The sequence below is a fragment of the Klebsiella sp. LY genome (genome assembly GCF_004010915.1).
In the GTDB taxonomy this organism is placed as follows: domain Bacteria; phylum Pseudomonadota; class Gammaproteobacteria; order Enterobacterales; family Enterobacteriaceae; genus Klebsiella; species Klebsiella quasipneumoniae.
Genome location: NZ_CP022444.1, coordinates 2233494 through 2254394, shown reverse-complemented (window position 1 = coordinate 2254394; position 20901 = coordinate 2233494). Strand labels below are relative to the sequence as shown.

Sequence of the window (20901 nt, the reverse complement as noted above, 5' to 3'; positions counted from 1 at the left end):
TTGTGGCGGCAGTTAATTTATCAGGACAACTGCTATGAACGCTGCAAACCGTCAATCGACCCGCTGGCTTACGCTTATCGGCACCATCATCACCCAATTCGCTCTCGGTTCGGTTTATACCTGGAGCCTGTTTAACAGTTCACTGTCTGACAAACTGGGCGAACCGGTCAGCCAGGTCGCCTTCTCCTTTGGCCTGCTGAGCCTCGGGCTGGCGCTCTCTTCGTCGGTCGCCGGCAAGCTGCAGGAGCGTTTTGGCGTGAAGCGCGTCACCATGGCCTCCGGGATCCTGCTTGGTCTGGGCTTCTTTCTGACCGCCCACTCCAGCAGCCTGATGATGCTGTGGCTGAGCGCTGGCGTGCTGGTGGGGCTGGCGGACGGGGCCGGTTATCTGCTGACCCTGTCGAACTGCGTCAAGTGGTTCCCGGAACGCAAAGGGCTGATCTCCGCCTTCTCCATCGGTTCCTATGGCCTCGGCAGCCTGGGGTTCAAATTCATTGATACTCATCTGCTGGCCACCGTTGGTCTGGAAAAAACCTTCGTTATCTGGGGCGCTATCGTGCTGGTGATGATCGTCTTTGGCGCGACCTTGATGAAAGATGCGCCAAATCATACGGCGACCACCACGGCCAACGGCGTCGTGGAAAACGACTTCACTCTCGCCGAATCGATGCGTAAACCGCAGTACTGGATGCTGGCGGTGATGTTCCTGACGGCCTGCATGAGCGGTCTGTATGTGATTGGCGTGGCGAAAGATATCGCGCAGGGAATGGTCCACCTGGATGTCGCCACGGCGGCCAATGCGGTAACGGTTATCTCAATCGCTAACCTTAGCGGTCGCCTGGTGTTAGGTATCCTGTCCGATAAAATTTCCCGCATTCGCGTGATCACCATCGGTCAGGTGGTGTCGCTGGTGGGGATGGCCGCGCTGCTGTTCGCTCCGCTGAATGCCATGACCTTTTTCGCCGCCATCGCCTGCGTTGCTTTTAACTTCGGCGGAACCATCACCGTCTTCCCATCGCTGGTCAGTGAATTCTTCGGTCTGAACAACCTGGCGAAAAACTACGGTGTGATTTATCTGGGTTTTGGTATCGGCAGCATCTGCGGTTCCCTCATCGCTTCGCTGTTCGGGGGCTTCTACGTCACCTTCTGCGTGATCTTCGCCCTGCTGATTATTTCGCTGGCGCTTTCCACCACCATTCGTCAGCCGAAAGGCAGTGTCTATAGCGAGGCGCACGCCTGAAACCTGCAGCGTGAAACGTACCCCTGATTAATACCCTAAGCAAATAGTGCCAATCCAGCCAAATATTTTGTAAATGTTTGGCTGGATCACATTCCCTCCTGATACTTTTCCCGTTCCCTGTGGTCTACTTATCGCGCTTTGTAGAGGTTTCTGATAACCAACCCTAACGCACCCTATTAGCCTACTGACTCATGCCACAGCGTCAGGCGGTGTTTTATTCTTCTTTTTCCAGGTTTGCTTGCATGAAATATATTAGAACGATGACGCAGCAGAAGCTTAGTTTTTGGCTGGCGCTGTACATCGGCTGGTTTATGAACGTCGCCGTTTTTTTTCGGCGTTTCGATGGTTATGCTCAAGAGTTCACTGTCTGGAAAGGGCTTTCCGGTGTCGTTGAGCTGGTGGCCACGGTCTTTGTCACCTTCTTCCTGTTACGTCTTCTGTCGCTGTTCGGTCGCCGTATCTGGCGCATTCTGGCGACGCTGATTGTTCTGTTTTCCGCCGCCGCCAGTTACTACATGACGTTCCTTAACGTGGTGATTGGCTACGGGATTATCGCCTCGGTGATGACCACCGATATCGACCTGTCGAAAGAGGTCATCGGCTGGCATCTGATCCTCTGGCTGGCGGCAGTGAGCGCGCCGCCACTGCTGTTTATCTGGAGCAACCGCTGCCGCCATACGCTGCTGCGCCAACTGCGTACCCCGGGCCAGCGGGTTAAAAACGTGCTGATCGTGGTGTTGGCCGGCCTCATCGTCTGGGGACCTATCCGCCTGCTTGAGCTGCGCCAACACGATGTCGAGCGCCATTCGGAAGTGGATATGCCGAGCTACGGCGGGGTGATCGCCAACTCCTACCTGCCGTCGAACTGGCTGTCGGCGCTGGGGCTGTACGCCTGGGCGCAGGTGGATGAATCCTCAGATAACAAATCGCTGATTAACCCGGCGAAGAAATTTACCTACGTCGCCCCGGAAGGGCTCGATGACACCTACGTGGTGTTTATCATTGGCGAAACCACCCGCTGGGATCATATGGGCATCCTTGGCTATAGCCGTAACACCACGCCAGAGCTGGCGAAAGAGAAGAATCTGGTCGCTTTCCGCGGCTACTCGTGCGATACCGCCACCAAGCTGTCGTTACGCTGCATGTTTGTGCGTCAGGGCGGGGCAGAGGATAACCCGCAGCGGACCCTCAAAGAGCAGAACGTCTTTGCGGTGCTTCATCAGCTGGGCTTCAGCGGCAATCTGTACGCCATGCAGAGTGAGATGTGGTTCTACAGCAACACGATGGCCAACAATATCGCCTATCGCGAGCAGATTGGCGCCGAGCCGCGCAACCGCGGCAAGAGCGTTGACGATATGCTGCTGGTGGATGAGATGAAGCGCGGTATGGAGCAGGGCAACGCCTCTGGTAAGCACCTGATCATCCTCCACACGAAAGGCTCGCACTTTAACTACACCCAACGCTATCCGCGCAGCTTCGCCCAGTGGAAGCCGGAGTGCGTCGGTGTTGATAACAAGTGCTCGAAAGCGGAGCTGATCAACTCCTACGACAACAGCGTGACCTATGTCGATCACTTTATCGTCAGCGTCCTCGACCAGCTACGGGATAAGAAAGCGATTGTGTTCTATGCCGCCGACCATGGCGAGTCGATTAACGAGCGTGAACATCTGCACGGTACGCCGCGCAAGATGGCGCCGCCGGAACAGTTCCGTGTGCCGATGATGGTCTGGATGTCGGATAAATACCTGGAGAATCCGGATCATGCCGCTGCGTTTGCCCATCTGCAGCAGCAGGCCGCGATGAAGGTGCCGCGCCGCCACGTCGAGCTGTACGACACCATTATGGGCTGCCTCGGCTATACTTCGCCGGATGGCGGGATCAACGAGAACAATAACTGGTGTCGCGTGCCGGCTTCGAAGAAAGCGGCGAAGGAATAGCAATAGTGGCGAGATTCTCGCCGCTTGATTGATTTTTTGCTAATAAGGCATTGACGGGTAGGCATCCCAGCAGTAAGATGCGCCCCGCATTCGGTGATTGGCGCAGCCTGGTAGCGCACTTCGTTCGGGACGAAGGGGTCGGAGGTTCGAATCCTCTATCACCGACCAAATTCGAAAAGCCTGCTCAATGAGCAGGCTTTTTTGCATCTGCGGCCAGTGAGGATGAGAACCTCCGGGGGCAGGAGGTTCGACTCGAGCGAAGCGAGAGAACGTTGCGTCAGCAACGGACCGCAGGGCGAGCCACAAAGTGGCGAGTCATCCTCTATCACCGACCAAATTCCAAAAGCCTGCTCAACGAGCAGGCTTTTTTGCTTCTGCGGCCAGTGAGGATGAGAACCCCGAAGGTTCGCTTCAGATCCCGTAGGCCCGCGCAAGCGCAGCGCCGCCGGGCACCTTCTGCAGTCTCCCGGCCCAAAACCGCATCAAAATCACAAAAAACATCTTTACCCCCGTTTCCAGCCAGCTGTTCGCTATTTTGTGACATCTTCCATTGCATTTTTTTATCGATGAACAGATCTTTTTTCGCGAAGCTTATGGCTGAATACAGCATTTTCCGCTGTGCGTTTTAACGTTCACGCTATTAATCGCTCACATATTGGTCACATAGCAAGAAATTTTTCTCATTTACTGGCATTGTTTCCCACTAGGTGTCGCAAATTAATAAGGTCTTTATTCTGCATATTCGCCAGTAGCATAAATTTCTCTGCTGAAAATAGCGTCTTGAAGTTTTTTTAATCTTTGCCTGTCGTTTCTCACGCTGGATGTAAAACCCGGCTAGCTGTATTGACGTTTCCCCATTCTGTTGACAGATTGTAGGGCATGAGGGGCATTTCATGGAGAATCCGTACTGCAACTCAGTCGTTTTTGCGAAAGGAATCCCCATCTCTCTCAACGCCTTCGGGCACCACCGACTGGACCGGGTATATTCTAAATAGTTCGAATTGCGGGAAGGCGGCAAGCTTGAGCATCCCCAGAGCATAGATGGCTATGTGACTGGCTTATTGAGCACAGCCAACGCATCCATCATTCGAATATGACGAATAAAAATAAATAAAGGTCCGGCGGATATATGCAAACAACATCACAGTTTTGGAGCAGAATAATGAGTATTTCCTTGAAGAAATCAGGGATGCTGAAGCTTGGTCTGAGCCTTGTCGCCATGACCGTCGCTGCCAGCGTGCAAGCGAAAACCCTGGTTTATTGTTCAGAAGGCTCGCCGGAAGGCTTTAACCCACAGCTCTTCACCTCTGGCACCACCTATGACGCCAGTTCCGTACCGATCTACAATCGCCTGGTCGAATTCAAAACCGGTACGACGGAAGTTATTCCTGGACTGGCTGAAAAATGGGAAGTCAGCCCGGATGGTAAAACCTATACTTTCCACCTGCGTCAGGGCGTGAAATGGCAGGATAATAAAGACTTTAAGCCAACCCGTGACCTGAACGCCGATGACGTGGTGTTCTCCTTCGATCGTCAGAAGAATACCAATAACCCGTACCATAAAGTTTCTGGCGGCAGCTATGAATACTTTGAAGGGATGGGGTTACCCGACCTGATTAGCGAAGTGAAGAAAGTGGACGATAAAACCGTCCAGTTCGTCCTGACCCGCCCGGAAGCGCCGTTCCTCGCTGACCTGGCCATGGACTTCGCCTCTATTCTCTCTAAAGAGTATGCCGACAACATGCTGAAAGCCGGCACGCCGGAAAAAGTAGACCTCAATCCTATCGGTACCGGTCCATTCCAGCTGCTGCAGTATCAGAAAGATTCCCGCATTCTGTATAAAGCCTTCCCGGGCTACTGGGGCACCAAGCCGAAGATCGATCGTCTGGTCTTCTCCATCACCCCGGATGCCTCCGTGCGCTATGCCAAGCTGCAGAAAAATGAGTGCCAGGTGATGCCGTATCCGAACCCGGCGGACATCGCGCGCATGAAGGAAGATAAGAGCATTACCCTGCTGGAACAGCCGGGCCTGAACGTCGGTTATCTCTCCTTCAACACCGAGAAGAAACCGCTGGACGACGTGAAAGTTCGTCAGGCGCTGACCTACGCGGTTAACAAAGAAGCGATCATCAAAGCCGTTTACCAGGGCGCAGGCCAGGCGGCGAAGAACCTGATCCCGCCGACCATGTGGGGCTATAACGACGACGTTAAAGACTACACCTACGATCCGGAGAAGGCGAAGCAGCTGCTGAAAGAAGCGGGCCTGGAAAAAGGCTTCACTATCGATCTGTGGGCGATGCCGGTACAGCGTCCGTATAACCCGAACGCCCGCCGTATGGCGGAGATGATCCAGGCCGACTGGGCCAAGATTGGCGTCCAGGCCAAAATCGTCACCTACGAGTGGGGCGAGTATCTGAAACGCGCGAAAGCGGGCGAGCACCAGAGCGTCATGATGGGCTGGACCGGCGACAACGGGGATCCGGATAACTTCTTCGCCACCCTGTTCAGCTGCGCCGCGGCGAAAGACGGCTCCAACTACTCGCGCTGGTGCTATAAGCCGTTTGAAGATCTGATTCAGCCGGCCCGCGCCACCGACGACCACAACAAGCGTATTGAACTGTACAAACAGGCTCAGGTAGTGATGCATGACCAGGCTCCGGCGCTGATCATCGCTCACTCCACCGTTTACGAGCCAGTGCGTAAAGAAGTCAAAGGCTATGTGGTGGATCCGCTGGGTAAACACCACTTCGATAACGTCTCTGTCGAATAATAAGCACGATGCCTGACCCCCTCTCCCCGCGTGGGAGAGGTGGGGGGCGTATTCCCGCTATTCCGGGGAATGCTTTTGTGAGCAATACAGACGCCCTGTCGCCAGGCGGGGCGTCACTAGAGAGAATCCGGGTTATGTTGCAGTTTATTCTCCGACGTCTGGGACTTGTCATCCCGACATTTATCGGTATCACCCTTCTCACCTTTGCCTTCGTCCATATGATCCCCGGCGATCCGGTGATGATTATGGCGGGCGAACGTGGTATTTCCCCCGAACGTCACGCGCAGCTGCTGGCCGAAATGGGCCTTGATAAGCCGCTGTGGCAGCAATATGCCCACTATATCTGGGGCGTGCTGCACGGCGATTTAGGCATCTCGCTGAAAAGCCGCATTCCCGTGTGGCAGGAGTTTGTCCCACGCTTTAAAGCCACCCTTGAGCTGGGCGTCTGCGCGATGATCTTCGCCGTCGCCGTCGGCATTCCGGTGGGCGTGCTGGCTGCGGTAAAACGCGGCTCCATCTTTGACCACACCGCGGTGGGCCTGGCGCTGACCGGCTACTCGATGCCTATCTTCTGGTGGGGCATGATGTTGATTATGCTGGTTTCGGTGCAGCTGAACCTGACGCCGGTCTCCGGGCGTATCAGCGATACGGTCTTCCTTGACGATACCTTGCCGCTGACCGGCTTTATGCTGATCGACACCGCCATCTGGGGCGAGCAGGGCGACTTTATTGACGCCTTAATGCATATGATCCTGCCCGCCATCGTGCTGGGCACCATTCCGCTGGCAGTGATCGTGCGTATGACCCGATCGTCGATGCTGGAAGTGCTCGGCGAAGACTACATCCGCACCGCGCGCGCCAAAGGCCTGACCCGGATGCGGGTGATTGTGATCCACGCGCTGCGTAACGCGATGCTGCCGGTGGTCACGGTGATTGGCCTGCAGGTGGGCACGCTGCTGGCGGGCGCCATCCTGACGGAAACCATTTTCTCATGGCCTGGTTTAGGCCGCTGGCTGATCGACGCGCTGCAGCGTCGCGATTATCCGGTGGTGCAGGGCGGGGTGCTGCTGGTGGCGACGATGATTATCCTCGTCAACCTGCTGGTCGACCTGCTGTACGGCGTGGTGAACCCGCGTATCCGGCATAAGAAGTAAGGGGTCATCATGTCACAAGTTACTGAAAATAAAGTTATCACTGCGCCGGTGCCCATGACCCCGCTGCAGGAGTTCTGGCACTATTTCAAACGCAATAAAGGGGCGGTGGTCGGTCTGGTGTACGTGGCGGTGATGATCGTAATCGCCGTGTTCGCCAACTTTCTCGCCCCGTATAACCCGGCGGATCAGTTCCGTGATTCGCTGCTGGCGCCGCCGTTCTGGCAGGAGGGCGGCAGCCTGGCGCATCTGCTCGGCACCGACGACGTGGGCCGCGATATTCTGTCTCGCCTGATGTATGGCGCGCGCCTGTCGCTGCTGGTGGGCTGCCTGGTGGTGGTCCTGTCGCTGATCCTCGGCGTGGTGCTCGGCCTGGTGGCGGGCTATTTCGGCGGAGTGGTGGACTCAATCATCATGCGCGTCGTCGATATTATGCTGGCGCTGCCGAGTCTGCTTCTGGCGCTGGTGCTGGTGGCTATCTTCGGACCCTCCATCGTCAACGCCTCGCTGGCGCTGACCTTCGTGGCGCTCCCGCACTATGTGCGTCTGACGCGCGCGGCGGTGCTGGTGGAGGTCAACCGCGACTACGTGACCGCTTCCCGCGTGGCGGGCGCCGGGGCGATGCGCCAGATGTTCGTCAATATTCTGCCTAACTGTCTCGCGCCGCTGATCGTTCAGGCGTCGCTGGGCTTTTCTAACGCCATTCTCGACATGGCCGCGCTGGGGTTCCTCGGCATGGGCGCGCAGCCGCCGACGCCGGAGTGGGGCACCATGCTCTCCGACGTATTGCAGTTCGCGCAGAGCGCCTGGTGGGTGGTGACCTTCCCGGGCGTGGCGATCCTGCTGACGGTGCTGGCATTTAACCTGATGGGTGACGGTCTGCGTGACGCGCTCGATCCCAAACTGAAGCAGTAAGAGGTTCGAGATGGCGTTATTGAATGTAGATAAATTATCGGTGCATTTCGGCGATGAAAACGCGCCGTTCCGCGCCGTGGACCGCATCAGCTATAGCGTGAAGCAGGGCGAAGTGGTCGGCATCGTCGGGGAGTCTGGATCCGGTAAATCCGTCAGCTCGTTGGCGATTATGGGTCTGATTGATTACCCCGGCCGGGTCATGGCGGACAAACTGGAGTTTAACGGCCGCGACCTGCAGCGCATCTCTGAAAAAGAGCGGCGCCAGCTGGTGGGGGCGGAGGTGGCGATGATCTTCCAGGATCCGATGACCAGCCTCAATCCCTGCTTTACCGTCGGCTTCCAGATTATGGAAGCGATAAAAGTCCATCAGGGCGGCAACAAGCAAACCCGCCGCCAGCGGGCCATCGACCTGCTGAACCTGGTCGGCATTCCCGATCCGGCGTCGCGGCTGGACGTCTACCCGCATCAGCTTTCCGGCGGGATGAGCCAGCGCGTCATGATCGCGATGGCGATTGCCTGTCGGCCAAAACTGCTGATTGCCGATGAACCGACCACCGCGCTGGACGTGACCATTCAGGCGCAGATCATCGAGCTGCTGCTGGAACTGCAGCAGCAGGAGAATATGGCGCTGGTGTTGATCACCCACGACCTGGCGCTGGTGGCCGAGGCCGCGCATAAAATTATCGTTATGTATGCCGGTCAGGTGGTGGAGACTGGCGATGCGAAGGATATTTTCCGCGCGCCGCGCCATCCATACACCCAGGCGCTGCTGCGTGCGCTGCCGGAGTTTGCCCAGGATAAAGCGCGTCTGGCGTCGCTGCCGGGCGTAGTGCCTGGGAAATATGACCGTCCCAACGGCTGCCTGCTGAACCCGCGCTGCCCCTATGCTACGGATAAATGCCGTAGCGAAGAGCCGGCGCTCGCGGATCTCAATGGCGGTCGCCAGTCTAAATGTCACTACCCACTCGATGATGCCGGGAGGCCTGGATTATGAGTACGCAAAAGGCCGCCACGCCACAACCGCTGTTGCAGGCCATTGATCTGAAAAAACACTACCCGGTGAAGAAGGGATTATTCGCCCCGGAACGGCTGGTGAAGGCGCTGGACGGCGTCTCCTTTACTCTTGAGCGCGGTAAAACGCTGGCGGTGGTGGGAGAGTCGGGCTGCGGTAAATCGACCCTCGGTCGTCTGCTGACGATGATTGAAATTCCCACCGGCGGCGAGCTCTATTATCAGGGGCAGGATCTGCTTAAGCACGACCCACAGGCGCAGAAGCTGCGGCGGCAAAAAATCCAGATTGTGTTCCAGAACCCCTACGGTTCTCTGAACCCGCGTAAAAAAGTGGGGCAGATTCTGGAAGAGCCGCTGCTGATTAACAGTAGCCTGAGCAAAGAGCAGCGCCGCGAAAAAGCGCTGGCGATGATGGCGAAAGTGGGCCTGAAAACAGAGCATTACGATCGCTACCCGCATATGTTCTCCGGCGGTCAGCGCCAGCGTATCGCCATTGCCCGCGGTCTGATGCTGGATCCGGACGTGGTGATCGCCGATGAGCCGGTCTCCGCGCTGGACGTTTCGGTACGCGCTCAGGTGCTGAACCTGATGATGGATCTGCAGCAGGATTTAGGTCTGTCCTACGTGTTTATCTCCCACGATCTGTCGGTCGTCGAGCATATCGCTGATGAAGTGATGGTGATGTATCTCGGCCGCTGCGTGGAGAAGGGCACCAAGGACCAGATCTTTAACAATCCGCGTCATCCGTACACCCAGGCGCTGTTGTCGGCGACGCCGCGTCTGAACCCGGACGACCGTCGCGAGCGGATTAAGCTGACCGGCGAGCTGCCGAGCCCGCTGAATCCGCCGCCGGGCTGCGCCTTCAACGCGCGCTGCCGCCGGCGCTTCGGCCCTTGCACCCAGCTTCAGCCGCAGCTGAAGGATTACGGCGGCCAGCTGGTGGCCTGCTTTGCCGTCGACCAGGATGAGAATCCGCAAAAGCCCCACGCCTGATGGCAGGCTCCCGGTCCGATAACCGGGGGCTTCTCTCCCGCCGGGGATAAAACCCGGCGATATCGCCTTTTATCGCAGTGAATGCCACGTTCTCGGCGCATTCTTCGTCGATTATCCGAAAAAATAAGACTTTCAGTCCATTTTTATAGAATTAAAGAGAAATTAAAATGGTTCAGGTTTATTCTTTCGCTGATCTGACGCTATGATTCTATCATTACCTAATACATTTATATAAAAACGGACGGGAAGCGCGGTGGAAGCGTGGTTTAAGGATGGACGCATACCTAAAAAATGGGGCTATCCTTCTGAAAGGAAAATGTTAGTGTAGCGATACTTCTGCCGTGGAATCACACCGAAAATCAAATTCTAAACTATTATAACCCTGTCAACCGTATGTATTGGTACGTCTCCAACGGCGCGTTTTCTGCCATACCAGAGACGCAACGATATTTTAAATATACTTCGAAAATAACAACAAACTTAATATGAAATTTTTAAAATCATGAGGTTATCAATGAACCATTATGATGATCTGCAGCGCTTTCAGGAAAAAACGCGGACGCAAAACCTCAAATTTCAGGATCTTTCATCGCAAGCCGCCACGCGCGAGCATGGAGACTGGGCGATCCTCAATCAGCTAAATCCCGGCGCAGAGAAATCCTCTTCCCTGGCGCTGGGAGGCTCGGTTTCTGCGCCCCTGCCGCAGTCAGTGCCCGCGGATCTGTTCCACCAGATAGAAGCGGCCCCGCAGCCGGCCGTGGAGACCGCCACCGCCGCGCCGGAGCCAGTCAGGCAGGAGCCTGCGGTGACCCCTGCGCCTTCAATCCCGGCGCCTGAACCGGCAATGGCGCCGCCGAGAATGGCTCCTCGACCCGCGCCCACCGCCGAGAACTATGCCCACCTGTTCGCGGCGAAAAGCGCAGAGCCGGTGGCGAAAAATAAAGACCAGCCTTTGAAATCACTTCTGGAAAGGATCGCAACATGCCGTTGATTTGCGTCTGTTCACCGAAAGGTGGCGTAGGGAAAACGACCCTGGCGGCCAATTTAGCCTATTCGCTGGCGCGGACCGGCAGCAAAGTGCTGGCGCTGGATTTTGATGTCCAGAACGCGCTGCGTTTGCATTTTGGCGTGCCGCTGAACGATGAGCGCGGCTATGTGGCGAAGGCGCTGGAGCTGCACGACTGGAGCCAGTGCGTGCTGAGCGCCGGCAGCAACATTTTCGTCCTGCCGTATGGCGAAGTGAGCGAAGCGCAGCGTCAGGCGTTTGATGAGCAGCTGACCCACAATGACCATTTTCTCCAGCGCGGACTGTCCGCACTGCTGAATTATCCCGGACTTATCACCATCGCCGATATGCCGCCAGGGCCTTCGCCGGCGCTAAAGGCGCTGACGGGGCTGGCAGACCTGCATCTGATCCCGCTGCTGGCTGATACTGCCTCGATGTCGACCCTGGCGCACGTGGAAAAACAGCGCCTGACCGGCGCGGCGCTGAATCACAAGCATGGGCACTATTTCGTCATTAACCAAAGCGATAGCCGTCGCCAGGTCAGCCGGGACGTCACCAGCCTGATGGAAGAGAAGCTGGGCGAGCGACTGCTTGGCATCGTCCATCGTGATGAAAGCGTGGTGGAGGCCAATGCGTCGCAGAAGTCGATTCTGGACTTTAACGCTTCCTCGGCAGCGGCCTTCGATATTGAAATTATTGCTAAAAAAATATCTTCGCTGTTGGGTATCCATATTGGCGATGGCACGGTGCACAGCCAGCCACGCATGTCAGGGCTTTAACTTATTGCAGGGCTGCTGAATGAAAAAATCTCTTTTTTGGTTGCTGGCGCTGGTGCTGTCACCCGTCGCCGTGCTGGTGGTGATCACGCCGATGGACAGCCAGAAGCAGTATATTTTTGGTCTGCTGAGCATCGGTATTCTCTTTCTGATGGGGTTCAGCAAGCGCCGCAGCGTATCGGTCATTATGGTCGTCACGTCGCTGCTGATGTCTACCCGTTACATGTATTTTCGTCTCACGCAGACCCTGCACTTCAACTCAGCTATTGAAACTATCCTCGGCATGGGGCTCTTTCTGGCGGAAGTCTATATCTGGGTGATGCTGCTGCTTAACTATCTGCAGACCGTGTGGCCGCTGAAGCGCGGTATTGTTCCGCTGCCGGATGATATGAGCAAGTGGCCGACGGTGGATATCTATATTCCGAGCTATAACGAACCGCTTGAGGTGGTGCGTGACACCGTCCTCGCGGCACAATGTATTGATTATCCAAAAGATAAAATGAAAATCTATCTTCTGGATGATGGTAAACGCAGCGAGTTTGCCGTCTTCGCCGCCGACGTCGGGGTGGGCTATATCACCCGCAACGATAACAAACACGCTAAAGCGGGAAACCTCAACCACGCCCTAACCCTGACCCAGGGGGAGCTTATCTGTGTTTTCGACTGCGACCACGTTGCCACGCGCGTGTTTCTGCAGGCCACCGTCGGCGGCTTCCTGAAAGATCCGATGCTGGCTCTGGTGCAGACGCCGCACTACTTCTATTCCCCGGATCCCTTCGAGCGCAACCTCTCCGTCGGGCGCAACATCCCGAACGAAGGGATGCTGTTCTATGGCCCGATTCAGCAGGGCAACGATAACTGGAACGCCACCTTTTTCTGCGGCTCCTGCGCGGTGATCCGTCGCGAGGCGCTGGCGCAGATCGGCGGTTTCGCCGTGGAAACGGTGACCGAAGATGCCCATACGGCGCTCAAGTTCCAGCGCCTTGGTTGGAAGTCTGCCTTTCTCGATATTCCGCTGGCGGCTGGCCTCGCCACCGAGCGCCTGGTGGTGCACGTTATCCAGCGTACCCGCTGGGCGCGCGGGATGACGCAGATTTTTCGCGTCGATAACCCGCTGTTTGGCCGCGGGCTGACCTTCCAGCAGCGCTTGTGCTACCTCAGCGCCATGCTCTACTACCAGTTTGCGCTCCCGAGGGTGGTGTTTGTCACCGCCCCGCTGGCTTATCTGCTGTTTAACCTCAATATCATTTACTCGTCAGCGAGCCTGATCGTCTCCTATGCGCTGCCGCACCTGTTTCTCGCCATCTACGTCGGTTCGCGAATGAACGGCCGCTATCGCTACAGCTTCTGGGGGGAAATCTACGACATTGTGCTGGCTTTCCACCTGGTGCTGCCGACCCTGGTGACGATGATTTTCCCCAAACGCGGCAAATTCAACGTCACCGATAAGGGCGGCCTGCTGGACGTCGGCTACTTCGATTTCACCGTGGTGCGTCCGCACCTGGTGGTGGCCTGTCTGCTGGCGCTGGGGGTGATCGTCGGCATCGTCCGGGCGATTGGCCATGACTACTTTGGCTCGGACCCCAACGTTATCGCTCTGAACGTCGGGTGGGGTATCTACAGCCTGATCTTCCTGCTGGCGGCGATTGCCGTCGCGCGTGAAACGCGGCAGGTGCGGAAAACCATTCGTATCGATGTCGATATCCCGGTAGTGATCCATTACGCCAGCGGCATCGTGTCCCGCAGCCACACCGAGGATCTGTCGATGGGCGGTTGCCGCGTAGTGGCGCCGGATAAGCGCCATCTGGAGGATGATATCGAAGAGGTTGAGCTGATCCTGCAGTCCGGGGCTATCTCCATCCCGGCCCAGTTGGTCACCTCTGACGAGCGCTTCCTGCGCCTCAAGTTTGATGAAGATATTCCGCTTTCGCGCCGCCGTGAGCTGGTGCGCGTGGTGCTGGCCCGTGCGGATGCGTGGATTAATCCGCCGCGCCCGCAGGATAACCCGTTCCGCTCCTTCTTCACCATTTTACGCTGCGTGTTCGAACTGTTCTGGCTGACGTGGAAAACCCGTCGCAGCCAGCGCAATCGGGCAACAGTGGCGAAAACGGCGCAGGAGGATGGCACGTTATGAAGCGATTAACGACGCTGGCGCTGCTGGCAGGGATGCTCTCTGCGCCTGCGCTGCACAGTGAAGAACCGGGCTCCGGTGCCGCCGCGCCGCTGAGCTTTCCGCAGCTCAATGGCGCGGCGGACAGCGAGCCAGGCGACGAACCCCCGGCCGCCTCGCCGGAGGAGAGCGCCTCCCCGACAGCCCCCGCCACCGCCGGCGATGCGACGGCGACGGCCCCTGCGCCGGATATGCCGGACTTGCCCCCGCCGGTGAGCGGGTCGGCCGCGCCGGAGGTCATTCCTGTCGCCCCGGTCTGGGGAGGCGATCTGAATCTGGCGCAGATGGGGATGCCGGACGGCATTATTCTCAGCGGCGGTCAGCGGCAGGGGGGCGTCAGCTTTACCCTGCCTTCCGATCAGGTGGTGATCCATTCGCAGCTTAGCCTTGCCGTTCGCGTATCGCCGGAAATGGCGAGTCGCAATGCCACCCTGCAGCTGATGCTCAACGGTCAACCGCTCGGCACCCTGCCGCTGGGGGCCGATGGCGAGGATGTCTCCCATTATCAACTGGATATCCCGCCCGCGCTGATGGTTTCCAGTAATAACCTGAGCGTGAAGATCAACGATGGCGATACCCTGCAGTGCCAGCGTGACATTCATGATTCGTCGCGGGTGACGGTGCTGCCCACGTCGCATTTCAGCTGGGAAAGCCAGCAGTTGAACATCAGCGACGATCTGAGCCACTTCCCGCGTCCATTCTTCGACAGCATGCAGATGACGCCGGCGGACATCGCCGTTTCCTATGGAGCGAAGCCGTCGGCCGACGTCTTCAGCGCCGCGGCGCTGGTCTCTTCCTGGCTGGGTATCCAGGCGGACTATCGCGGCATCGCCTTCAGCGCGCTGCGCGACCGCCTGCCGGAACGCCACGGTATCGTGATTGGCCACCCGGGCGAGCAGGTGGGCGGCATGACGCTGCCGGAAACCGATAAGCCACTGCTGCGCATCATCGCCAACCCCGCCAATCCAGCCTACAAGCTGCTGTTGATTGTCGGCAAAAACGATACCGCGCTGCGCATGGCCGCCTGGCGCCTGACCCGCGGCAACTTCGCGCCGCAAACCGCGACGCTGGATGTTGAACCACAGACCATCCCGGTTGGCAAAGCGTACGATGCGCCGCGCTGGATCCCCACCGATCGTCCAGTCAGACTCAGCGAACTGCTGCGTAAGGATCAAAGCCCGACCGTCAGCGGCGTCTGGCACGAACCTTTACGTATCGCCTTCCGCGCCGCGCCGGACCTCTATCTGTGGGATGGCGAGACGATCCCGCTGCAGGTTGGCTACCGCTTCCCGTCGGAGAGTTGGATCAATGAAGACAAGTCCCTGCTGAGCGTCACGCTCAACGGCACCTTCCTCAACAACCTGCCGATGAACAAGCAGGGGCCGCTGGAGAAAGTCTGGCGCTACCTCGGGGGCGATGCGCGCCAGGAGCGCTTTACCATCCCGCTGGCACCCTACCTGATCTATGGCGATAACCAGCTGTCGATGTACTTCAATGTGGTGCCGAAGGACGATGTTCCGTGCTCGGTTCTGCTGAATAACAATATCAAGAGCCGCATCACTGACGACTCATGGATTGATTTGAGCAAAACGCGACACTTCTCGCTGCTGCCAAACCTCTCCTATTTCGTCGGCGCCTCTTTCCCTTTCTCGCGGCTGGCGGACTATTCGCAAACGACGCTCCTGCTGCCGGCGGAACCGTCTGAGACCCAGGTGGCAACCCTGCTGAATCTGGCGGCGCGCTCCGGGAATGCGACCGGCACCGCGCTGGCGAATAACCGCGTCGTGCTTGGGATGCCCACCGGCGGCGGGGATTTGCAGTCGCTGCGCGAACGTGATGTGCTGGCGGTCACCGCTCTCGATCAGCAGGCCTTCAACCAGAGCCTGCTGGCCGACTCACCCTACCGCCCGGTGGATAATGTGCTGAGCGTCCGCGAGCCCGACCTGTGGCAAAAAGCGCAGCGCCGACTCACCGGCGACTGGACCTCCGCCAGCCTCGATGCCGATCGCTACTTCTCATCCAGCAGCGCCTGGCGCGGGTTTATCAGCTATCGTTCGCCGTGGAATCCCGCCCGCCTGGTGGTGGTGGCGATGGCCAGCAATGATGACCAGCTGGCGCGACTGAAAAACGATCTGGACTCACCGCGCATCAATGCCGGGATCCGTGGCGATACCGCGGTGATCACCAGCGATAACGGGGTGCGTAGTTTCCAGGTAAGTACGCCGTTCCCCAGCGGTCAGATGCCGTGGTACATGATGGCGGTCTGGTATGCCAGCCAGCACTCCGGTTTCCTCGCTCTGCTGGGGCTGATTGCCACCTCGATAATGGGACTGGCGCTGACCGCGATGTTTAAACGTCACGCCCGTAAGCGTCTGGGTTCGGGGGATAACCAATGAAAAGAAAGATAACGATAACGATGAAAAGCTCCCGGCGGCTCACCACATTCTGCCTCACCGGCGCCCTGGCTCTCGGCGCTTCTGGCGGCGCGCTGGCGGCGGGTAACGACGCGGCGCTACAGGCGCTGTTCGCCCAGGCCAACTACTGGCATGAGAAATCCCATGACGAGCTGGCGATGGAGTCCCTGCAGAAGGTGCTCTCGGTGGATGCCAACAACACCCAGGCGCTGTATCTGATGGCGCTCTGGTCGCAGCAGGGCGGCGATATGCAGGCGGCGGCGCAGTGGCGCGCGCGGCTGGCGAAAGCGGCGCCGGACAGCCCGGGGCTGCAGGATCTGGACAATGCCAAAAAAATGTCGCAGGTGCCGCAGGGCCAGCTCAGCCTGGCTCGCCAGCAGGCGCGCGGCGGCAATATCCCCGGCGCGCTGGCGACCTGGCGCAGCATGTTCAATGGCAATACGCCGCCTGCCGGGCTGGCGGCGGAATATTACCTGACCATGGCCAGCGACAAATCGCTCTATCCGCAGGCCATTAGCGAACTGCGGCAGTACGTGGCGCAGCATCCCCAGGAGAACGCCCCGCGGGTAGCGTTGGGCAAAGCGTTAACCTGGCGGGAAGATACCCGTCGGGAAGGGATCGCCCTGCTCGAGCCGATGGCCAGCGGCAATAAAGAGGCGGACAACGGCTTACGTCAGGCCTTGCTCTGGCTGGGTCCGCAGGCCGGGGATGAGCAGTATTACGACACCTGGATGCAGCGTCATCCGCAGGATAGCGAAGTTCAGAACTACTTTCGTGAACGGCGCAGCGGCCAGGCGCGCGGCCAGGGCTACGCCAATCTCAACAGCGGCAATACCGCTGCCGCGAAGCAGCAGTTTGAAGAGGTATTGCAGACCAACCCGCAGGATGCCGATGCGTTGGCGGGCATGGGCTATATCGCGCAGCGCAGCGGCGACTACCAGGCCGCATCGCAATATCTGAGCCGGGCGGCGGACCTCGGCGGCGACGCCTCGGCGACCCGCCGTCAGCAGGCGGCTGATGCCCTGTTCTACGGCCAGCTGGCGCAGGCTCAGCAGGCCTATAAGCAGGGCAATATCAGCCAGGCGCTGGCGCTCTCCGCGCCGCTTGCGCAGCAGAGCGGGGCGCGGGGCGCCTCGGCGAAGCTGTTTCGCGCCGATGTGCTGCGACATAACAAAGATTTACCCCAGGCCGAGCAAACGCTGCGCTCACTGTTAAACGACGACCCGCAGAATGCGGCGGCGCGGGAAAACCTCTACTACGTGCTGCGCGAGCAGAATAAATCCGCCGAGGCGCAGGCGATGCTGCAGACGCTGCCGCAGAGCCTACAGCAAAAACTGCAGCCGCGAGTGGTGGCCGGCATGCCAGGCGACGCCCTGCGTCGTCAGGCCCAGGCGCAGGTCAGCAGCGGTAACCCAGCCGGCGCAATAGCCACCCTGCGCGAAGGCGTTGCCCGCTATCCGGACGATCCCTGGCTGCGTCTCGATCTGGCCCGACTGCTGCAAAAATCGGGTAACGCCAGCGAGGCCTCTTCGCTGATGTCGGCGGCCTATCGCCCCGGCGCCAGCAACAGCGCGCTGTATGCCGCCGCGCTGTTCGCCAGCGAAAACGGCGCCTGGCAACAGGCGCAGACGCTGCTGGCGCGCATTCCCGGCGGCAGCCAGACCAGCGACATGCGCGATTTACGCCAGCGGGTGAACTACAACCTGCAGCTGGTGACCGCCGAAAACTACCTGGCGCAGGGCAATACCATCGCCGCCAGCAATACCCTGCGGGCGATGGCCTCCACGCCGCCGAAAGCCCCGGCGGACGCCGGCAAGCTGGCGCGGCTGCTGGCCGAGAGCGGCGACCTGACCACCGCGGTATCGCTGGTGCGCAACAATATCAGCGGCGGGGTGTCCGGCAACGCCGGGGATTACGCCGATCAGATCGCCGTCCTGAACCAGGCCGGGCTGACCGGCGAGGCGCAGAACCTGATCAGCAATCCGCAGCTGCAGGCCAGCAGTACGCCGACGCAGCTGGCGAGCATTCGCAATGGCTATGTGATCAACGAGGCCGACCGCCTGCGCGAGCAGGGCAATTATGCTGCGGCGTATGACAAGCTGATCCGCGCCATGCAAAGCGATCCGCATAATACCGATCTGATGTTCGCCATGGCGCGGCTGTACCAGAGCGGCAAAATGAACAAAGAGGCCGGGGTGGTCTATGACTATCTGATGACGCGCGATACGCCGAACCAGGATGCGCGCGCCGGGGCCATTGACGTGGCGCTGTCGGCGGGGAACAACGATCGCGCGGAACAGCTGGCCGGCGGCTTGCGTCAGGATAACTCCCCGGATCGCCTGCTGCTGCTGGCGAGAGTGGCGGAGGCCCAGGGTCATCATCAGCAGGCGATGACCTACCTGCGCAGCGCCCGCGGCAAACTGCTGGGCATGCAAAGCACCAACAGCAGCGAAACGCCGACCGTCGGCGGGGTGCTGGCGGCGGATAACCCCTTCATCGGCGTGTCGCAAACGTCGGCGCCGACGCGGACGGCCTCCGCCTACGGGCAGTATATGCCGTGGCAGGTTGCCCAGTCGGCCGCCGCGCCCGGCTCCTCACTGCCGGGGATCCAGCGCACCGATCTGCCGGTGGACACCGCCCAGACGCGGATGCTGCGTCAGGTGGACACCATGATGGAGTCGCTGCAGGAGAAAACCGGCAGCTGGCTGCAGGGGGGAATGGACGTGCGCGGACGCGACGGCGAATCGGGCACCAGCAAGCTGACGGAGCTCAGAACGCCGCTGACCTGGTCCTCCTCGCCGTTTGGCGACTCGCGCTTTGACTTTACCGTCACCCCGGTGTCGTTAAACGCCGGGACCGCCAGCGGCGACGCCTGGCGTCGCTACGGCGCCAACCCGCTGGCCAACGCGGTCTCCAATATGGTGAGTACCGCCACCAGCGAGCAGGCGGCGATCGCCTCGATGACCGAGGCGGAGCGGACGGCCTATTTTGCCAGCAATCCGGGGGCAGAGGCGTTAAGCGGCCTGGGCACCCTGAACGCGGCGGACTTCAATCCGACCACCAGCAGCGGGATGGAAAACCTGGCGAAGCTCGGGAGCTATGATTCGGGGCAGGTGGCCAGCTATCTTTCCTCGTCCAGCCGTAAGCCGAACGTTGACCAGACCAGCGGCTCGACCGATTCGCAGAAGGCCAACGGCGTCGAACTGGCGCTGGCGCTAAGCGGTGACGATTACCGGGTCGATATCGGCAGCACGCCGCTGGGCCAGGATCTGAATACCGTTGTCGGCGGGGTGAAATGGTCGCCCAAGCTGACCAACTATCTGTCGCTGATCCTCACCGGCGAACGCCGCTCGCTCACCGACAGCCTGCTTTCGTATGTCGGTCTGAAGGATGCCTATTCCGGTAAAACCTGGGGGCAGGTGACGAAAAACGGCGGCACCCTGCAGCTGAGCTATGACGACGGTGACGCGGGCTTCTACGTTGGCGGCGGCGGTTACAGCTACCTGGGGCAGAACGTCGCCAGCAACACCAGCATCAACGCCAATGCCGGGGTCTATCTGCGGCCCTATCATGACGAATACCGCCAGCTGCAGGCCGGGTTGAGCATGAGCTATATGGATTACTCCAAAAACCTCAGCTACTTCACCTATGGCCAGGGGGGCTACTTTAGTCCGCAAAACTACGTCAGCGTGTCGCTGCCGGTCAGTCTGACGGAAAAATATGATAACTGGACCATGAAGCTCGGCGGCTCGGTGGGCTACCAGTCTTACAGCCAGGATAAGAGCGCCTATTTCCCGACCAATTCGGAGTGGCAGCAGACCCTGGAGACGGCGGTGAGCAATGGGTTTGCCAAGGAAGCCTACTATTCTGCGACCTCGAAGAGCGGCATCGGCTATACCCTGCGCGCCGGGGCGGATTACAAGGTCAACAAACAGATGACGCTGGGGGGCCAGATTGGCTATGACACCTTCGGGGATTATAACGAAAGCACCGCCGGGCTCTATATTCGCTATATGTTAGGAGATCATTGATGATGACGGAGAACAATAACCCGGTGGTGATGACCTGGTTTCAGCAGCAGCAAACGCCTGCCGGATGGTTCGATCTGTTGATTATTATGGTCGAAGGTATGTTAAATAATGCCGGCGAGCTGGAAAGTCAGCCCTTCCTGCGTCAGATGGGCGCCTCGTTGGCGGAGACCCATCCGTTGCCGGCGTCGGAGACCGTAGGGGAGCTGGAGGCGAATATCAACCGGCTGCTGACCCATTTCCACTGGGGGGTGGTGACCATCGACGTCGGTGAGGATGGCCTGCGCTTGCGCCATCAGGCGTTGCCGGTCAGCCGCGACGATGCGGGGCGCGTGCGCTGGTGCAACGCGTTCTGTGCCATACTCGAGGGGTTATATTCTCGCTGGCTGCAGAGTCAGGGAGGCAGCGCTCACGTAATATTGCAGCGTGAGCGGGTGTTCTCTGTCTCTGACGTTCAGTTTCTTTACTACCATCCATAATGAGTGAATTT

The 20901-nt window shown here is 58.9% G+C and carries 13 protein-coding genes, 1 tRNA gene, 1 other RNA gene and 2 pseudogenes; 16 read left to right on the top strand and 1 reads right to left on the bottom strand.

The window, feature by feature from the left end; genetic code table 11:
* Nucleotides 1–34: 34 nt before the first annotated feature.
* The 4 genes from CE636_RS13900 to CE636_RS13885 all read left to right on the top strand — a co-directional run bounded on the left by CE636_RS13900 (nt 35) and on the right by CE636_RS13885 (nt 3512).
* The gene (locus CE636_RS13900; RefSeq protein WP_004204995.1) at nt 35–1240 is read left to right on the top strand and encodes an MFS transporter; all 1206 of its coding nucleotides are present in this window, start codon (nt 35–37) and stop codon (nt 1238–1240) included.
* 242 nt (nt 1241–1482) lie between these two features.
* Complete coding sequence (eptB, locus tag CE636_RS13895) at nt 1483–3177, top strand: kdo(2)-lipid A phosphoethanolamine 7''-transferase (RefSeq protein WP_017900016.1); 1695 nt, start codon at nt 1483–1485, stop codon at nt 3175–3177.
* A 91-nt stretch (nt 3178–3268) separates the two neighbouring features.
* Nucleotides 3269–3345: transfer RNA gene (locus CE636_RS13890), tRNA-Pro, on the top strand.
* 34 nt (nt 3346–3379) lie between these two features.
* Nucleotides 3380–3512, top strand: a non-coding RNA gene (locus tag CE636_RS13885) — RtT sRNA.
* Here CE636_RS13885 and CE636_RS13880 read toward each other — a convergent pair.
* Nucleotides 3503–3787 carry a hypothetical protein gene (locus tag CE636_RS13880; protein ID WP_017900015.1) on the bottom strand — a complete coding sequence of 95 codons (285 nt, stop codon included), beginning with the start codon at nt 3785–3787 and terminating at the stop codon, nt 3503–3505. The two genes, CE636_RS13885 and CE636_RS13880, sit on opposite strands and share 10 nt — an antisense overlap.
* Before the next feature lie 552 nt (nt 3788–4339).
* Between CE636_RS13880 and dppA the strand changes: the two genes are divergently transcribed.
* The 12 genes and pseudogenes from dppA (at nt 4340) to bcsD (ending at nt 20890) form a co-directional block, all read left to right on the top strand.
* The gene (gene dppA / locus CE636_RS13875) at nt 4340–5947 is read left to right on the top strand and encodes a dipeptide ABC transporter periplasmic-binding protein DppA (RefSeq protein WP_017900014.1); all 1608 of its coding nucleotides are present in this window, start codon (nt 4340–4342) and stop codon (nt 5945–5947) included.
* 134 nt (nt 5948–6081) lie between these two features.
* Nucleotides 6082–7101, top strand: a complete 1020-nt coding sequence (gene dppB / locus CE636_RS13870; RefSeq protein WP_002921786.1) for a dipeptide ABC transporter permease DppB — start codon at nt 6082–6084, stop codon at nt 7099–7101.
* A gap of 9 nt (nt 7102–7110) precedes the next feature.
* Entirely contained in the window at nt 7111–8013 is a 903-nt protein-coding gene (gene dppC / locus CE636_RS13865; protein ID WP_004204988.1) for a dipeptide ABC transporter permease DppC, read from the top strand.
* 10 nt (nt 8014–8023) lie between these two features.
* A complete protein-coding gene (gene dppD / locus CE636_RS13860; protein WP_004204987.1) occupies nt 8024–9007 on the top strand; it encodes a dipeptide ABC transporter ATP-binding protein in 984 nt (327 codons plus the stop codon).
* Nucleotides 9004–10017 carry a dipeptide ABC transporter ATP-binding subunit DppF gene (gene dppF, locus CE636_RS13855; protein WP_004204985.1) on the top strand — a complete coding sequence of 338 codons (1014 nt, stop codon included), beginning with the start codon at nt 9004–9006 and terminating at the stop codon, nt 10015–10017. The genes dppD and dppF overlap by 4 nt, the downstream gene beginning before the upstream one ends.
* 18 nt (nt 10018–10035) lie before the next feature.
* Nucleotides 10036–10215 (top strand): annotated as a pseudogene (locus CE636_RS13850) (hypothetical protein).
* 316 nt (nt 10216–10531) lie between these two features.
* Nucleotides 10532–11008: a cellulose biosynthesis protein BcsO gene (gene bcsO / locus CE636_RS13845; protein WP_017900013.1), complete on the top strand. Its 477-nt coding sequence runs from the start codon at nt 10532–10534 to the stop codon at nt 11006–11008.
* A 1-nt stretch (nt 11009) separates the two neighbouring features.
* Nucleotides 11010–11802: pseudogene (locus tag CE636_RS13840) on the top strand (cellulose synthase operon protein YhjQ/BcsQ).
* Between the two features lie 19 nt (nt 11803–11821).
* Nucleotides 11822–13933: a UDP-forming cellulose synthase catalytic subunit gene (gene bcsA, locus CE636_RS13835; protein WP_004204982.1), complete on the top strand. Its 2112-nt coding sequence runs from the start codon at nt 11822–11824 to the stop codon at nt 13931–13933.
* Nucleotides 13930–16365 (top strand): cellulose biosynthesis cyclic di-GMP-binding regulatory protein BcsB, encoded by a 2436-nt coding sequence (bcsB, locus tag CE636_RS13830; RefSeq protein WP_017900012.1) that lies wholly within the window; start codon nt 13930–13932, stop codon nt 16363–16365. The genes bcsA and bcsB overlap by 4 nt, the downstream gene beginning before the upstream one ends.
* A complete protein-coding gene (locus CE636_RS13825) occupies nt 16362–20414 on the top strand; it encodes a cellulose biosynthesis protein BcsC (RefSeq protein WP_025999217.1) in 4053 nt (1350 codons plus the stop codon). The genes bcsB and CE636_RS13825 overlap by 4 nt, the downstream gene beginning before the upstream one ends.
* A complete protein-coding gene (gene bcsD / locus CE636_RS13820) occupies nt 20414–20890 on the top strand; it encodes a cellulose biosynthesis protein BcsD (RefSeq protein ID WP_004204979.1) in 477 nt (158 codons plus the stop codon). The genes CE636_RS13825 and bcsD overlap by 1 nt, the downstream gene beginning before the upstream one ends.
* The last annotated feature ends 11 nt before the right edge of the window (nt 20891–20901 follow it).

Excerpts from the sequence above, each read along its gene's own strand:
- CE636_RS13900 (WP_004204995.1), top strand. The coding sequence starts at position 35 with ATGAACGCTGCAAACCGTCAATCGACCCGCTGGCTTACGCTTATCGGC.
- eptB (WP_017900016.1), top strand. The coding sequence starts at position 1,483 with ATGAAATATATTAGAACGATGACGCAGCAGAAGCTTAGTTTTTGGCTG.
- CE636_RS13880 (WP_017900015.1), bottom strand. The coding sequence starts at position 3,787 with ATGCTGTATTCAGCCATAAGCTTCGCGAAAAAAGATCTGTTCATCGAT.
- dppA (WP_017900014.1), top strand. The coding sequence starts at position 4,340 with ATGAGTATTTCCTTGAAGAAATCAGGGATGCTGAAGCTTGGTCTGAGC.
- dppB (WP_002921786.1), top strand. The coding sequence starts at position 6,082 with ATGTTGCAGTTTATTCTCCGACGTCTGGGACTTGTCATCCCGACATTT.
- dppC (WP_004204988.1), top strand. The coding sequence starts at position 7,111 with ATGTCACAAGTTACTGAAAATAAAGTTATCACTGCGCCGGTGCCCATG.
- dppD (WP_004204987.1), top strand. The coding sequence starts at position 8,024 with ATGGCGTTATTGAATGTAGATAAATTATCGGTGCATTTCGGCGATGAA.
- dppF (WP_004204985.1), top strand. The coding sequence starts at position 9,004 with ATGAGTACGCAAAAGGCCGCCACGCCACAACCGCTGTTGCAGGCCATT.
- bcsO (WP_017900013.1), top strand. The coding sequence starts at position 10,532 with ATGAACCATTATGATGATCTGCAGCGCTTTCAGGAAAAAACGCGGACG.
- bcsA (WP_004204982.1), top strand. The coding sequence starts at position 11,822 with ATGAAAAAATCTCTTTTTTGGTTGCTGGCGCTGGTGCTGTCACCCGTC.
- bcsB (WP_017900012.1), top strand. The coding sequence starts at position 13,930 with ATGAAGCGATTAACGACGCTGGCGCTGCTGGCAGGGATGCTCTCTGCG.
- CE636_RS13825 (WP_025999217.1), top strand. The coding sequence starts at position 16,362 with ATGAAAAGAAAGATAACGATAACGATGAAAAGCTCCCGGCGGCTCACC.
- bcsD (WP_004204979.1), top strand. The coding sequence starts at position 20,414 with ATGATGACGGAGAACAATAACCCGGTGGTGATGACCTGGTTTCAGCAG.